Raw genomic sequence first — 15,711 nt, forward strand, 5'->3', positions numbered from 1 at the left:
AGCGGCATGCGACTCCACCGTCTCGAGATCCAGGCGTTCGGTCCCTTCGCGGACAGGCAGAGCGTCGATTTCGACGTGCTCTCGAGTCAGGGACTCTTCCTCCTCAACGGCCCCACGGGAGCGGGCAAGTCCAGCGTGCTCGACGCCGTCTGCTTCGCCCTCTACGGTTCGGTGCCGGGTGCCAGGCACGCCGCCAAGAGGCTCCGCAGCGACCATGCCGCGGATGGGGTCGCGCCGGAGGTCTCCCTGGAGTTCTCGGCGGGGGGCCGCCGCTACCGCGTGGTGCGCTCGCCCTCCTGGGAGCGGCCCGCGAAGCGCGGCGGCGGAACGACGAGTGAGCAGGCACGGACCCTCCTGAGCGAGTACGTGGCGGGCGAGTGGGTGCGGAAATCGGCTCGGAACGACGAGGCGGGGTTGGAACTGCAGACCCTGCTGGGGATGGACAAGGATCAGTTCACGAAGGTCGTCATGCTGCCGCAGGGCGAGTTCGCCGCCTTCCTCCGTGCCGACGCGAAGCCACGCCGGGAGCTCCTCCAGCGCCTGTTCTCGACGGCGCGCTTCGAGGACCTCGAGAGCCACCTCACCGAGCAGGGTCACCGTGCGGCGCGGGAGGTGTCGGAGCACGAGGAACGCCAGCGCAACCTCCTGCTCAGGGCCGTCGAGGAGGCGGAGCGCCATGACGTCGCGGCCCTCGAGCTCGGCGTGGACCCGGAGACGGTGAGCGATCGTGCCGGGGCGGTGCAGACGCTCACCGAGGCGCTGGCGGAACGGCGGGAGGCCGCGGAGGCACAGAGTACTGATCTGGCCGAGCGGAGCGCGCTCGCCGACGGCGCCCTGAGCGCGCTCCGGCGACGACGCGAGCGCCGGGATGCCCTGCAGCGCCTGCAGCGCCAGCGCGCCGAGCACGAGGCACTCGGGAACGATGTCGGGCCGGCCACGGAGCTCCTCCGGCGTCACGACGAGGCGCTCGGCCTGTCCACACTGCTCCACCTGGAGGACGAGGCGCGGGCTACCGCCGACGAGGCTACCGGGTCCCACCGGCTCGCCGTCGCTCGTCTCGGGCAGAATGCCGTGGTGTCCGCCTTCATGGGGGGCGACGCGCAAGCACCGACCGAGCAGTCGGGCTCCGTGCTCACGACCGCGTGCGCGGCAGCCACCGCGGCGCTCACTATGCTGCGCGCTGCTCTCCCGGACGAGGAGCGGCTCCTCGCCCTCCGCTCCGAACTCTCCACGGCCGACGCACGGCTCGTGCAGATCGCCGACCGGACGATCGAGATCGACGTCGAGCTCGAGCGGCTTAGGACCGCCCGGACTGCCGCCACTCGTGACCTCGCCGCCGCCCGCGTGGCGGCCGAGGGGATCGAACACCTGCGCGCCGAACTCACGGCCGCGGAGGCGGCGGAAGCCCTCGTCGTGCAGTACGAGGACGCCCGACGGCGGCTCGACACGACGGAGGACACGCACCGTGACGCTGCGGCACGGTTCCTCGAGCTGAAGGAGCACTGGCTCGCGCTGCTGCAGCGGCGGCTCGAGGAAGCGGCCGTCGAACTCGCCGATCGGCTCCAGCCGGGCCAGCCCTGCGCGGTGTGCGGCAGCATCGACCACCCCCGGCCCGCCTCCTCAGGAGGAACCGGACGCATCACGCTCGATGAGGAACAGTCCGCACGGGACGTCCAGGCCGCCGCCGAGGAGGCACTGCACGAGGTGCGTGACCTGCGGGACGCGACGCGCCTCGAGGTCGCAGATCTCGGAGCCCGGGGCGGCGCCGTCGGCAGGCAGGAGGCCGCCGCGCGGACGCGCACCGCCAGGGGAGCGGTGGACGGCGCGCACGCCGCGGAAGTGCGTATCCGATCGCTGGACCGGCAGATCGAGCAGATGGTGCGGGAGGAGGACGCCTCCTTGGCTACCCGGGAGGCCCTGCGCGACGAACAGTCCACCGTGGCGTCCCGTCGTGTCTCCTGGCTCGAGCAGGAGGCCTCACTCGTGGACCGCCTCGCAGAGCTGCAGCGGGACGCGCCGTCCCTCTCGGCACGGCTGGAGGCGGTGGAGTCCGCCGCCGCCGATCTCGATGCCGCCCGCAGCGCGCTGGACGCACTCCTCGGGGCCCAGGACGCCCTGACGCGCAGTCGGCACCGATTGCAGGACGCACTGAAGGACACGGCGTTCGCCACCGGGGACGCGGCGCGGGGCGCGCTGCTCCCCGAGACCGAGCGGATCCACCTGACCACCCTCGTCAAGGACCATGAAGCGCAGGGCCACCGGCTCGAGGCCGCGTGGTCGGAGGCCGTGGTCCAGGAGAGCCTGCGGGAGGAGCAAAGCGGCGTTCCTGCCCCCACGGATGACGACGAGGCCCGGGCACGCACCGAGGCGGAATCACTGCGGGCGCGGGCGCACACGGCGGGTATCGGCGCGGAAGTCCTCGCCCAGTCGGTGACGCAGCTCAGGACGTACGCGCGGCGGCTGGCGGAACTGGAGGCCGTGGCCGGACCGCTGCGCTCGCGCGCCCGGATGATCACGGGCCTGGCCGAGACGGCGCGCGGGGGAGGGGAGAACCTGTACAAGATGCCGCTGGCCACCTACGTCCTCGCCTCCCGGCTCGAACAGGTCGCGGCTGCAGCCACGGAGAGACTGCTGCAGATGTCGGACGGTCGGTACGCGCTGGTGCACAGCGATGCCACGTCGGGGAACAGGCGGTCGGGGCTCGGGCTGAACGTGATCGACGGGTGGACGGGCAACCGCCGTGACACGGCGACGCTGTCCGGAGGGGAGTCCTTCATGGCCTCTCTCGCCCTCGCGCTCGGCCTCGCCGATGTGGTGCAGCAGGAATCGGGCGGCCTCGACATCGAGACGCTCTTCGTCGACGAGGGGTTCGGGTCGCTCGACGACCAGGCGCTCGAACAGGTCATGGACGCACTCGAAGGGTTGAGGAGCGGTGGGCGCGTGGTGGGCCTCGTCAGTCACGTCCCGGAACTGAAGCAGCGCGTCGGTGCCCAGCTGCAGGTCGTGAAGGGTCGGCAGGGCTCGACACTGCACTTCGTGGAGCAGCCCGTCAGCGTGTAAAATCGGCGTGTTGACGGGTTGGGCGCATCGGGAGGGGGGACGATGCGCGATCCAAGCACCCGGAAAGCACATGCGATCTTCCTCTTCCCCGGCGGCAACGTCACACAGTCCCGACGCGGTCACCTCGAGTTCGACCGCCCAGCCGACGTCGGCCCCTCGCGCCAGACTCGATAGCAGCGCCAAGAGCAGCGCCGCCAGCCGCATGGACACGAGCTCCGAGAGACGATCGCGTCTCGGCAGGTTCGGCGTCCTCCCGCGGCTCGCAGGGCGCTCCTTCCTCGTCATCGGCCTCTTCGCACGGCTACCGTTGGCGATGCTCACGGTCGGAGCCCTGACCCTCGTGACCACCCAGAGCTCGTCCTACGCCGCGGGAGGCTTCGCGGCCGGCGCCGTCGGCGTCGGCTCCGCGCTCGGTGCGCCGCTGCTCGGCTTCCTCGCCGACAGGCGCGGCCAGCGGATCGTCCTCCTCGTCTCCGCGGTGCTGAACACGGCGGTCACGCTCGCGCTCCTCGCCGCCGCGCTCCTCGTCGACGACTTCAGCGGCAGCGCCCTCGCCGTCGTGCTGGTCGCCTCCTTCGCCGTCGGTTTCACCTGCCCGCAGATCGGGCCGCTCGCACGTGTTCGCTGGATGGCGATGACGCAGCGCGGGCCGAGGTCGGATCTCGACACCGCACTCTCGTACGAGGGCACGGCGGACGAGCTCACGTTCGTGCTCGGCCCCGCGCTGGTCGGCCTTCTCGCCAGCCTCATCGCGCCGTGGCTGCCCCTCGCCCTGGCCGCCGCCCTGACCATCACCCTCGTGACGGCGTTCGCCGTCCACCGCACCGTGGCCGAGAGCGACGCCGCGTCGCAGCGTGCGAGGACGCCGTCGCCGGCGGAGAACGTCCCCGCCGGTTCACCCGATACCCATACCGCGGACGGTGAGGACGCGTCGTCGGACGGGCCGTCGAGCACCACCGCACTCGTGCTGCTCCCCGTCCTCGGGATGATCGCGATCGGGACGTTCTTCGGCTCCACCCAGACCTTCCTCACCGCTTTCGCGGGTGAGTTCGGCGCCGCCGAGACGTCCGGGCTCCTGTATGCCGTGATGGGCCTCAGCTCGGCTGTCGCAGCGTTGTCCGTCGCCTACTGGTCGCCGCGCTTCGCGCATGCGGGCAGGTGGACGGCGTCGGCCGCGGGTATGGTCCTGGCCGCCACAGCACTCGCCCTCCCGGCGACCATCGTGTCGATGTTGCTGGTGCTGTTCGTCCTCGGTGTCTTCGTGGGCCCCACCATGGTCACGATCTTCTCGATCGGCGCGGACGTCGCTCCCGCTCATCGTCTCGGGACGGTCATGACCCTGCTCGCGAGCGGGATCGTCACGGGTACGGCGATCGGCTCCGCCGTCGCCGGGACACTGGCGGAATCGGCGGCTGCCGGCGCCGCAGCGGTGGTGCCGGCGGCGGCATCGGTGGTGCTGCTGGTGCTCGGCGTCGTGTCCGCGGCGGTCCTCCGCCGTCGTCCGTAGCCGCTCAGCCCAGGAACGTGACCGCGGCGTCCTTGAAGCTGCGCGCCGTGATCGTGCTCGCGTGGTTGCGGCCCGGGATCCTCAGAACGTCCGCGCCGGACCACCGCGCAAGATCGTCGATGCCTCCCGCGTAGTCGTCGTCGTCGCCCGCGACCAGCAGGACGGGCATGCGGGGTACGGCCGCCTCCGGGTCGAAGGGTTCCGTCCCGACGGCGGAGGCCATGGCGAGCAGGGACGGCAGGTCGTTGTCCGGAACCGCGCGCGCCATGCGGAGAAGATCCGCGGTCGTCGGGTCGGACGGTGGCGGGCCGCCGGCGATGGAGCGCTCGGCGCCCTCGAGATCGAAGGTGGCGAGCGGGTCGGCGGTGCCCGGTCCGCCGAGAACCATGCGACGGACCAGTTCCGGCTGGGTGGCGCCGAACTCCCAGGCGAGGCGCGCTCCCAGCGAGTACCCCACGACATCCACGCCCGAGCGCGGATGATCCGTGTGGAGGGGGACCACCCGCTCGTCGAACAGGGCCTGCAGGATGTCGGCGCGCATCCGGCTGGGCGTGTATGCCCCTGCATCCCCAGGAGCGGCACTGTCCCCGTGCGCCGGAAGATCGATCATGATCACCGAACGCCCGGCCTCGTTCAGGACCCGGACCCAGCCCGTGTCCACCCAGTTCCTCCGCGACGACGAACCGAAGCCGTGCAGCAGGAGCACCGGAGGTAGCTCGAGCGGAGCGGCCGCGTCGCTGCGGGTGATGGTGAGCCGGGGGTCGATGCCCTCGACGTCGGTCACTGCGTGATGATCCATGCTCACACTGTAGGTGAGCGCCCGGGTCACCACGGGCGCGCCCTCGTGTTCCGGGGACCTTGCGCCCTGCCGAACCGTCGGCGGTGTGGGACGCCGAGGTGCCCGGCCGGGCTGGGCCGGCTTGGTCGGGTCCGCCGGACTCCACCTGACTCCACCTGGCGCACGGCACGCGGCCGCCGCGCCGACCGGCACGGCACCGCCCGGCTCGTAGCGCCCTAGACTGGCCGCACCGGGCACGGCTGAGGGAGGGACGCCATGGACAGGGTCATCAGCGCGACTACGAGAACGACGGCGGGGAGCCGTGGTGCAGTGCGTTCCCGGCGGACCGCCCTCATCCGTCCGCGGCTTGCCGTCGTCGCCCTCGCGGCGTCCCTGCTCCTGACCGGCTGCACCGGCGGCGGGCAGCCCGAGGCGGACAGTACGCCGACGGCCTCCGGTGCTCCGGCGGCGACGCCCACCGCTGAGGAACCGACCGTGCCCGTCCGTGAAGCGCGCGAGGGGTGGAAGGTGTTCTCGGACCCCTCGCGGCAGCTGAGCTTCGAGCTGCCCGAGGCCTGGGTGGTCCAGCCCCTGCAGCCCGAGCCAGGCGTGTACGCACCCGACTCGCTCCACTACGCCGTCCGGACTCCCGAGGGTGCCACCGTTGCGGAGGTCCACTCGGGCATCCTCACGCAGGAGGAGCCCTGCCCGGACGCGCAGCGTGCCGAGTACTTCGTGATCGGGAGCGAGCCGCTCGCGCTGACGGAGGTCCCTCCGGCATCGACCGACATCGAGCCGCGCTTCGTGGTCCGCCTCATCACGGGCTTCCGGTTCTTCGGTGCCTACGGCGTCACGGACCAGGTGGGCGGCGCCGACGGACTGGCGTGCTCACTGACGAACACGGTCGACGGCGGTGGGACGCTGGGGCGCGTGAGCTTCGGGGATCTGGAGGTGCTCGCACCCAAGGCACCCGCGAACACGGGGCCGCAGACGGTGTCGTTCGGCACCATCGGCGAGGCCGAGGCCTACTACGAGACCCCGGAGTTCACGACCATCCGCGAGATGATCAGCTCGCTCCAGCTGGCGACCGCTCCGGCGCAGTGACAGGGGAGCGGCCGCGTCGATCCGGGTGGGTTCAGCCTGCGGGTCGCAGCGCCGAGTAGTCGACGCCGGTGAGCTCCATGCTCCGGTTCCAGAGCCTCACGGCGATGTCGCGGTCGAGCACGCGCGGGACCGGAGCCACGAGCCGTGGAGCGCCGCGGGTCTCGCCGGGGCCGGAGGGTCCGTAGTAGTCACCGCCCTGGACATCGGGCATGGTCGCCGCGTAGAGGGTGGGCAGCGCGCCGGCGGCGTCCGACTGGGCCATGACGCTGACGAAGCCGCTCAGGAGGTCCAGGACCGGGGTCTTCATGCCCGCTGTGAGGTTCGTCTTCGCGAGGCCGGGATGGGCGGCCGTCGAGATGACATCCCATCCGGCGGCGCGGACGCGGCGGTCGAGCTCGACCATGAAGTACAGGTTCGCGATCTTGCTCTGCCCGTAGGCAGCCCAGCGCCGGTACCGCCGTTCGGACTGCAGGTCTCCGAAGTCGATGCGTCCGCGCTTGTGGGCGAGGCTGGAGAGCGTGACCACGCGCGCCGAGCCGGCTGCGTGGAGCAGCGGGAGGAGCAGGCCGGTCAGGGCGAAGTGCCCGAGGTGGTTGGTGCCGAACTGGAGCTCGAACCCGTCCGCCGTCGAGGCCTTCGGGGTGGCCATGACGCCGGCGTTGTTGACCAGGATGTCCACCGGATCCGACAGCCCGGCCGCGAAGGACCGCACCGACGTGAGGCTCGCGAGGTCCAGCAGGCGCAGCTCGGCGGAGTCGTCGCCCACGAGCGACCGGACGCGCCGCTCGGCATCCCGCCCCCGCTGTTCGTCACGGCACGCCAGTACCACCCTGGCTCCCTTGCGTGCCAGGGCGACCGCCGTCTGCAGGCCCAGCCCGCTGTTGGCGCCGGTGACGACGGCGTGCTTTCCTGTCAGGTCGCCGATCATGTCCGCTGTGAAGTCGCTCACGAGATACCTCTCCTGCTGCTGCGCCGCCGGATGAGCGGCGCCCGGTGTTGTCCGATCCCCAGCATAGAGTTGGAACGACCTCGCTCATCCACGCCTGATCGGTCTGCGGAGGAGCGCAACGGACGCGTCGATCAGGGGCGCCGACCATCAGGAGCGCCGATCACATGCAACGCACCGTCACCGCCGACCTCACGGGCACCACGATCGCCGGCACCCGCTCGGTCCTCGCTGTCGCGGTCGCGCGGCCCGAGGACTACGACGACGTCGACGAGCGCCTGACCGTCCTCGTGGACGGTCGCGAGACCGCGCCGCGCGAGCACCGCGACGCGAACGGCGCCCGGCTGCACATCGTGGACACACCGCGGGCCGTGGAACTCCGCGTGCACTACCGCGCCGTGGTCACGGGGACCGCCGATCAGCCACCGACGGACGACGTCGATCTCGTGACGTACGTGCGCCCCAGCCGCTACTGCGAATCCGACGTCGTGCTGCCGACGGCCTACGCCCTGTTCCCGGGTGTCCAGGGGCTCGAGCTCATCCAGCAGGTCAGGGACTGGGTGGCCGACGAGCTCTCCTACGTGCCGGGGTCCTCCCGCTTCACCGACGGCGCGGTGGACACGCTGCTCTCCCGTCGGGGGGTGTGCCGCGACTACGCGCACCTCGTCATCGCGCTGCTGCGCGCTCGGGACGTCCCGGCGCGGCTCGCGTCCGTCTACGCGCCGGGTCTCGATCCGATGGACTTCCACGCCGTCGTCGAGGCGTGGGTCGACGGCTCGTGGCACCTCGTCGATGCGACGGGTCTCGCACCCCGGGCCTCGATGCTGCGCATCGCCACCGGCCGGGACGCGACGGATACGGCCTTCCTCTCGACGGTGGGAGGATCTCTGCAGCTCTCCTCACTGACCGTCACGGCGACGGTGGATCACCTGCCGGTGGATCGGACGGGCGAACCGGTGACCATGCGCTGACCATGCGCTGAGTCGTCGTCTGTCGGGGCCGCGCTAGCCGAGGTGCGCGTTGATCTTGTCGGTCAGCGCCTTCAGCTGCTCCATCTCGGCGGCGTCGAGCACGGGCGCCAGCACCTCCTGGATGCGGACCACGTGCGTGGCGCCGATACGCCGCTGGAGAGCACGCCCCTCATCGGTCAGCGCGAGCTCGACGCCACGGTGGTCACCCTCTGCGGGTCGCCTCCGCACGAGGTTCTTCGCCTCGAGCCGGTCCACCATCCGACTGAGGCTCGGCTGGCTGATCAGCAGGTGGTGATTGAGTTCGTTGAGGCGCGTCCACCCCGTGGGGCACCGGGTCAGGTTGAAGAGGACGTCGTACTCGCCGATGGCCAGTTCGCGGAACACGGGATCCTGGCGGATCCGGCGCATGACGCCCACCTGCGCACGGAACAGCGACTCCCACGTCTCCGAGGCCTGCCGCACCCCGGGCCTTCCGGTTGCCGCGGCACCACCCGCCGATTGCGTGGGAGAGGAATCCGTCGGTGCGTGGCCCGCGCTCGCGGGGGCCACGTGCGGAGCCTCGCGCGGTGCGGGATGCACTGTCTGGTGCTCCGTCATGACGACCGTCCACCTTCCGTCGTCGCAGGTCGATACTTTTGCATCTAGTCTACGCCGATTGTCTGCCCGTCGGTGCCGCGATGCCTGACGTCAGCCAGCGGCACGTCGTCGGTCGGCGCGCTCCTCCCGGCGTCCCTCCACCAGCCGGTAGAGCACGGGAACGAGGACGAGCGTCAGCGCCGTCGAGGACACCAGACCCCCGATGACCACGACGGCAAGCGGCTGCGAGATGAAGCCGCCCTTGCCGGTGAGCCCCAGCGCCAGGGGCGTCAGGGCGAAGATCGTGGCGAGCGCCGTCATGAGGATGGGCCGGAGGCGCTGGCGAGCGCCCTCGCGTATGGCGTCCGGCACCTTGAGCCCCGGCCGACCCTGATGCGGCAGCCTGTACTGGTTGATGAGGTCGATCAGGACGATCGCGTTGGTGACGACGATCCCGACGAGCATCAGCATGCCGATCAGGGACGGCAGGCCGAGCGGAATGCCCGTGACCAGCAGGAGCGCGATGGCGCCGGTGGCCGCGAACGGGATCGAGACGAGCAGGATCAGCGGTTGGACGAGACTCTTGAAGGTCGCGACCATGATCACGTAGACGATCGCGACCGCCGCCCACAGGGCCAGGAACAGCTGGTCGAAGGACTCTGCCTGCTGCGCCGACGCGCCGCCCACCGTAGCCATGGCGCCGGGCGGCAGGTCAATACCCTCGAGCCGCTCGGTGACCGCCGTCGTCAGCGTCCCGAGGTCGTTGCCAGAGGGCGTGATGGTCACCTGGGCGGTGCGCTCGCCGTTGGAACTTGTGACGGTGAGGGGAACCTGCACCTCCTCGACGGACGCGACGGCGGTGAGGGGAACGGGCCCCTGCGCCGTCGGGATCTGCAGGTTCCGCAGCTGGTCGAGACTCGTGATCTCCGTTCCCTCACCGATCAGGACGGGGAAGTCCTCGGCCCCGAAGCGGACGGACCCGGCGGGGACGGGACTGATGCTCCCGCCGAGCAGCCCGGCGATCTGACCCTCGGTCAGCCCCGAGGCGACGGCCGCCGCGCGGTCCACGTCGATCTGCACCTGGGGCTGCGCGGACGAGAGGTTGCTGCTGATCTCACCGGCGCCGTCGACTCCCTGGAGGCCGTCGAGGACGGCGGTGTTCGCTGCCTCGAGGTCCTCGGGGAGGGGTGCTGTGATGTCCACGTCGATCGTGCTCGAGGTCCCGAAGCCACTCTGCTGCGACGAGACGGAGAAGGTTCCGGCGTCCTGCAGGCCCTCGAGGTCCGCGCGCACCGACTCCTGAAGGGAGTCCTGGTCGGCGTCCTCGTCCGTGATGACGGTGAAGGTGGCCACCGACGCACCCCCGGAGAACTGGGCGGCGAAGGCACCCTCGGCGTTGCCCACCGTCAGTTGGACGTCACGGATCTCGGGTGTTCCGGAGAGGAGGTCCTCGGTGCGCTCGGCAGCGGCCGCGGTGGTCTGCAGGCTGGATCCCGGCGCCAGGGTCTGCGTGACCGTGAAGCTGTTCTGACCCGAACCGCTGAGCAGGTTGGTGGGGAGGAAGGGCACCATCGCCGCCGTCGCCCCGAGGACGATCAGCCCGCTGATCAGCGTGATCACGGGGTGCCGCTGCGTGACGGTGAGGATGGGCAGGTACCCGCGCTGCAGCAGCGGGAGCCGCTCGCGCCCGGCCGGCGCAGCATGCGCTCCGTCCGCACCCCGGACGGCGGGAAGGCCCGCAGTCGTGCCGCCCGAGGTGGCTGCGTCGGCGGCAACGGAATTAGGGGACGACGCGTCACCCGCGGCGGCGTGACGGGCCGACCCACGCCCGGAGGTCGCGGTGCGCGGCAGGATCCAGTACGCGAGGACGGGGATGATGGTGAGCGACACCGCGAGCGAGGCGAGGAGCGCGATACCCGTGGTGATGGCGAACGGACGGAAGAGCTCGCCGGCGAGACCGCCGACGAAGCCGATCGGCGCGAAGACCGCCACCGTGGTGAGGGTCGACGCGGTGATGGCTCCGGCGACCTCGCGGACGGCGGTCAGGATGGCCTCCCGCTTCTCCTCGCCGTAGCCGAGATGCCGCTTGATGTTCTCGATGACCACGATGGAATCGTCGACCACGCGGCCGATGGCGATGGTCAGCGCACCGAGGGTCAGCAGGTTCAGCGAGTACCCGGCGGCATAGAGCCCGATGAACGTGATCAGGAGCGAGAGGGGGATCGAGATCGCGGTGACGAGCGTGGACCGGACCGAGAGCAGGAACACGAGGATGATGAGCACCGCGAAGCCGAGGCCGAGGACGCCCTCGGTGGTGAGGTCGTCGATCGACCGTTCGATGAAGGGCGCCTGGTCGAAGACGACGGTGATGTCGGCGCCGTTCCCGAGTTCCGCCTCGAGTTCGGGAACGAGGGCCACGACCTGCTGCGAGATCTCGACGGTGTCCGCGTCCGGCACCTTCGTCACCGTCAGCGCGAGCGTCTCGACGCCGTTGGTGCGCGCGATGGACGTGGGCTCGTCGTCGGCGAGACCCACCTCGGCGACGTCGCCGATGGTGAGGGCGGGGCCCGACGGCGGCCCCTCCTGGTTCGCCGGCAGGACGGGGAGCGCGGCGATGTCCTCGAGGGAGCCGACCTGGCTGCCGGCCTGGATGGTGAGTGAACGCGGGGCCTCGTCCAGGGTGCCGACGGGGAACAGCGCGCCGTTGTCCTCGAGCGTGCTGGTGAGGTCACCGACCGTGAGCCCCGCCGCGTCGAGGGCTTCCGGTCGCGGGAGGATGGAGACGTGCTGCGTGGTGCCGCCCGAGATGTCGGCCGTCCGCACACCCTCGATCTTCTGCAGCCGGGGCACGGTCAGCCGCGCGAGATCACCGTTGAGCTCGCTGAGCGGCTGGTCCGAGGACACCGCCATGAAGACGATCGGCAGGTCGCTGATGCTCCCCGCCAGCGCCTGCGGCTCGACGTCCTCGGGCAGGGTCGGCCGCACCGTCGAGATCGCGCGGTCCACCTGCGCCCGTGCCCTGTCGAGGTTGGTGCCGTACACGAAGGTGAGGCTGACGGTGGAGACGCCGGTCCGGGACGTCGAGGACGACGACTCGAGCCCCTCCACGCCCGTGAGGGCCGCCTCGAGCGGTTCGCTGACCTGCTGGTCCAGGTAGTCGGGGGAGGCACCGGGCACCGTCGAGAGCACCGTGATCTGCGGGAACTCCAGGGACGGGATGAGCTCCTGCTTGAGCGACCCGAGGGTGATCACACCGAACACCGACGCGAAGACGGTGATCAGGGCGATGAGCGCGCGGTTGCCCAGGGAGAGATGCGCCAGACGGAACACGAGACCTGCCTTCGATGCAGACGGCCGCCCGGTGACTGGCTCCGCCGTTCTTTACGTGAGTTTGAGGACCTGATCGGTGAGCGACTGCACCTCGGCGGCGAGTGACGGGTTCTCGTTGAGTTTCGCGCCGTACCCGGGGAGCATCTCCTTGAGCTTCGGCTCCCAGCCGGACATGCGGCTCGGGAAACAGCGCTCGAGGAGCTCGATCATGATGGGTGCGGCGGTCGAAGCTCCCGGTGATGCGCCGAGCAGCGCGCCGACGGTGCCGTCCGAGGACGTGATGACCTCCGTGCCGAACTGCAGCACCCCGCCCTTCTTCGGTGCCTTCTTGATGACCTGAACACGCTGGCCGGCGGAGATCAGTTCCCAGGTGCCGCCTTCTGCGGTCGGCAGGAAATCGGTCAGGGCCTCGTTCTTCGCGTCACGGTTCTTCAGGACCTCGGTGATGAGGTACTTGGTCAGCGACATGTTGTCCTTGGCGACCGCCAGCATTGGTACCAGGTTCGACGACCTGATCGAGGTGGGGAGGTCGAGGTACGAGCCGCGCTTGAGGAACTTGGTGGAGAAGCCGGCGTAGGGGCCGAACAGGAGGGAGCGTTCGCCCTTGACGAAGCGTGTGTCGAGGTGAGGCACGGACATGGGCGGCGCGCCCACCGACGCCTGGCCGTACACCTTCGCGTTGTGGCGTCCGACGATCTCCGGATCGGTGCAGCGGAGGAACTGTCCCGAGACCGGGAAGCCGGCGAACCCCCGGCCCTCAGGGATGCCGCTGCGCTGCAGGAGGTGGAGTGCTCCACCGCCGGCGCCGATGAAGACGAACTTCGTGGTGACGGTGCTCGAGGCGCCGGTCGCCGTGTTCTTGACCTTCACGTCCCAGCGACCGTCGGTCGCTCGGGCGACGTCGAGGACGTCGAAGCCGTAGTTCAGTTCAGCGCCCGTCCCCTCGAGGTAGGTGGTGAGCTGGCGCGTCAGCGAGCCGAAGTCGACGTCGGTCCCGCCTGCCACGCGGGAGGCGGCGACGGGCTGCGACCGAGCGCGGCCGTCCATGACCAGGGGCGTCCAGCCCGCGATGGTGTCGTGGTCCTCGCTGTGTTCCATGGTGCTGAAGAGCGGCTGGGCGCTGAGCGCCTCGTAGCGGCGTCGCAGGTACTCCGCATTGGCCTGGCCCCACACGAAGCTCATGTGCGGGACCGGGTTGATGAAGGTGCGGGGATCGCCGATCAGTCCTTCGGACACCATGTGGGACCAGAACTGGCGCGAGACCTGGAACTGCTCATTGATGGCGACGGCCTTCGCCGGATCCACCGAGCCGTCCTTGCCCGCGGGGGAGTAGTTCAACTCGCACAGGGCGGAGTGGCCGGTACCGGCGTTGTTCCAGGGATCGGAGCTCTCGAGGCCCGCGACGTCCAGCCGCTCGAAGAGCGAGATGGACCACTCCGGCTGGAGTTGGCGGAGGAAGGCACCGAGCGTGGCGCTCATGATGCCTCCGCCGATGAGGACGACGTCGGTTGTTGCAGCGGGGGTGCCCTGGCTCATAGCGGTCAACCTTGTCTCCAGTCGCGAGGTCCTAGCAGCCAAAGCCTAGCCGCTGGCAGTGACCTTACTTAAATCCGGGAGTCGACCGCAGCCATCCCCCGCGACCGCCCGACGGCGTGCCGGGGCGGCCCGTCGGGACGTCGTCCCGGGAGAGCTGCGGGTCAGTCGGAGGGCTCCGGGAGAGGCTCCACCCCGGCCAGGTCGATGCGGTTGAAGACCTCGTTCATCACCGGGCTCACGGGGTAGGAGGTGACGCGTGCGCTCATCGCGAGGGCCGAGATCGGGAAGGCGAGCGGCACCGCCGGGAGACGGTCCGCGATCTGCGAGCTGATGTCGGCGTAGGCGGCCGTGCGCTCCTCGCCGTTCGGGAGACTCCGGGCCCGGTTGATCTTGCTGAACAGCTGCGGGTCCTCGTAGCCGAACTCCTCGCCGTACGCGCCGAAGAGGGGGCCCACGAAGTTGTCGGGGTCCTGGTAGCTGCCACTCCACCCCAGCAGGTGGAAGGCGCGGTCGCCCGATTGCTGCACGGCGGCCACGTACCCGTCGCTCCAGGCGATCGGGACGGGCTTGAGGACGAATCCCGCCTCGGTCAGCTGGCGGCTCAGCTCGGCGTACGCCTTCTCCGGCGCGGGCAGGTAGGCGCGCGAGACGTTCCGCGGGTAGTAGAAAGGCAGTTCCCGTCCGTCGTACCCGGATTCCGCCAGCAGTTCCTGCGCGAGTTCGGGGTCGTAGCCGTAGTCGGGCACCGACCCGTCGCCGACCCCGAGCTTCTCCGGGATGAAGTGACGCGCGGGTGCGGTGCCGTTGAGGAAGCGTCCCTCGATCAGGGCACTCTTGTCGATGGCATGGGCGACTGCCTGCCGGAACAGGACGTCGTCGATCCCCGGGAAGTCCTCGTTCATGCCCAGGTACAGCACGGAGTACGGGTCGCGCTGCAGGAACTGCAGTCCGTTACGTGCGAGATCCACCGCGCTGTCGACGGCGACGAAGTCGTACCCGTCGATCCGCCCCGACGTCAGCGCCCTCGCCCTCGACTCCGGGCTGGAGATGGTGGTGAACATCACGCGCTCCACCTCGCCGCGCTCACCCCAGTACCCGTCGAAGGACGCGAGTTCGACGTCGCTCTCTCCCCAGGCCGTCAGGCGGAAGGGCCCGGTGCCCACGGGCGCCTGCCCGTAGCGCGAGAGCGTGATGCCCTCGCGCGTCTCGCTCAGGACGTTCGCGGCACCTGACGCGAGCGCCGCAGGGGAGGAGAGGGCGAACGACGGCGAGGCGAGGGCGGGGATCAGCCCGGTGATCCTTGTCGCCAGCCGGAGCTCGACGGTGTAGTCGTCCGCCGCGGTGCAGCCACGGTAGAGGGAGAGTTCCGGGTCGTCGGAGAAGGCCTTGAACACGTTCTCGAACGGCAGTTTCGACGCTCCGACGCGAGCCTCCTCGGGGAGCGTGTACCACCGCTCGAAGTTGGCACAGACGGCGGCGGCGTCCAACGTCTGCCCGTCGTGGAAGACGACGTCCTCGCGCAGCGTGAACTCGTACGTGCGCCCGCTGTCCTGTTCTTCCCACGACTCCGCCAGCAGCGGCGTGGGCTCGGACGTCAGGGGATCGACACCGACCAGGCCCTCGAGGATCTGCTGGGTGACGCGGTAGGACTCGGTGTCGCTGGCGAGCGCGGGATCCAGGGTGCGGGGGTCGGCCGCGGTGCCGAAGGTGAAGGTGGATTGCTCGACCACCGCCGGCGTCGTGCTGGGGGCCGGGGCGGGAGGGGCCACCTCACCCGCGGTGCAGGCCGTGAGGGCGAGCAGCGAGACGGCCAGACCCACTGCTGCACGGCCGCCCACTGGACGCCGGCCGCGGGCGGGACGGTGCACGGCGGGAGGATTCACAGGTGGGAACTTTCAGGACG

At 70.5% G+C, this 15,711-nt stretch carries 10 protein-coding genes; 4 read left to right on the top strand and 6 right to left on the bottom strand.

Annotated features, from left to right (window positions below; genetic code table 11):
- Positions 1 to 6 precede the first annotated feature (6 nt).
- Complete coding sequence (locus AC4D12_RS05375; protein ID WP_490948893.1) at positions 7 to 3,060, top strand: AAA family ATPase; 3,054 nt, start codon at positions 7 to 9, stop codon at positions 3,058 to 3,060.
- 202 nt (positions 3,061 to 3,262) lie between these two features.
- On the top strand, positions 3,263 to 4,567 hold the full coding sequence (locus tag AC4D12_RS05380) for an MFS transporter (protein ID WP_490948894.1): 1,305 nt from the start codon (positions 3,263 to 3,265) through the stop codon (positions 4,565 to 4,567).
- 4 nt (positions 4,568 to 4,571) lie between these two features.
- Here the strand turns inward: AC4D12_RS05380 and AC4D12_RS05385 are convergent, their stop codons facing one another.
- A complete protein-coding gene (locus tag AC4D12_RS05385; protein ID WP_490948895.1) occupies positions 4,572 to 5,366 on the bottom strand; it encodes an alpha/beta fold hydrolase in 795 nt (264 codons plus the stop codon).
- A gap of 255 nt (positions 5,367 to 5,621) precedes the next feature.
- On the opposite strand from AC4D12_RS05385, the gene AC4D12_RS05390 reads away from it, so the two are divergent.
- Positions 5,622 to 6,449 (top strand): hypothetical protein, encoded by an 828-nt coding sequence (locus tag AC4D12_RS05390; protein ID WP_490948896.1) that lies wholly within the window; start codon positions 5,622 to 5,624, stop codon positions 6,447 to 6,449.
- Between the two features lie 31 nt (positions 6,450 to 6,480).
- Here AC4D12_RS05390 and AC4D12_RS05395 read toward each other — a convergent pair whose 3' ends face one another.
- A complete protein-coding gene (locus AC4D12_RS05395; RefSeq protein WP_490948897.1) occupies positions 6,481 to 7,398 on the bottom strand; it encodes an oxidoreductase in 918 nt (305 codons plus the stop codon).
- Between the two features lie 164 nt (positions 7,399 to 7,562).
- Here AC4D12_RS05395 and AC4D12_RS05400 point away from each other — a divergent pair, with 164 nt between their 5' ends.
- Entirely contained in the window at positions 7,563 to 8,366 is an 804-nt protein-coding gene (locus tag AC4D12_RS05400; protein WP_490948898.1) for a transglutaminase-like domain-containing protein, read from the top strand.
- A gap of 33 nt (positions 8,367 to 8,399) precedes the next feature.
- Here the strand turns inward: AC4D12_RS05400 and AC4D12_RS05405 are convergent, their stop codons facing one another.
- The 4 genes from AC4D12_RS05405 to AC4D12_RS05420 all read right to left on the bottom strand — a co-directional run bounded on the left by AC4D12_RS05405 (position 8,400) and on the right by AC4D12_RS05420 (position 15,676).
- Positions 8,400 to 8,963 (bottom strand): MarR family winged helix-turn-helix transcriptional regulator, encoded by a 564-nt coding sequence (locus AC4D12_RS05405; protein WP_490948899.1) that lies wholly within the window; start codon positions 8,961 to 8,963, stop codon positions 8,400 to 8,402.
- Positions 8,964 to 9,053: 90 nt separating this feature from the next.
- Positions 9,054 to 12,272 (bottom strand): efflux RND transporter permease subunit, encoded by a 3,219-nt coding sequence (locus AC4D12_RS05410; RefSeq protein WP_490948900.1) that lies wholly within the window; start codon positions 12,270 to 12,272, stop codon positions 9,054 to 9,056.
- Positions 12,273 to 12,323: 51 nt separating this feature from the next.
- Positions 12,324 to 13,808, bottom strand: a complete 1,485-nt coding sequence (locus AC4D12_RS05415) for a malate:quinone oxidoreductase (RefSeq protein ID WP_490948901.1) — start codon at positions 13,806 to 13,808, stop codon at positions 12,324 to 12,326.
- Positions 13,809 to 13,969: 161 nt separating this feature from the next.
- A complete protein-coding gene (locus AC4D12_RS05420; protein ID WP_490948902.1) occupies positions 13,970 to 15,676 on the bottom strand; it encodes an ABC transporter substrate-binding protein in 1,707 nt (568 codons plus the stop codon).
- Positions 15,677 to 15,711: the final 35 nt, after the last annotated feature.

It is taken from the genome of Arthrobacter sp. TJ-266 (genome assembly GCF_058269115.1).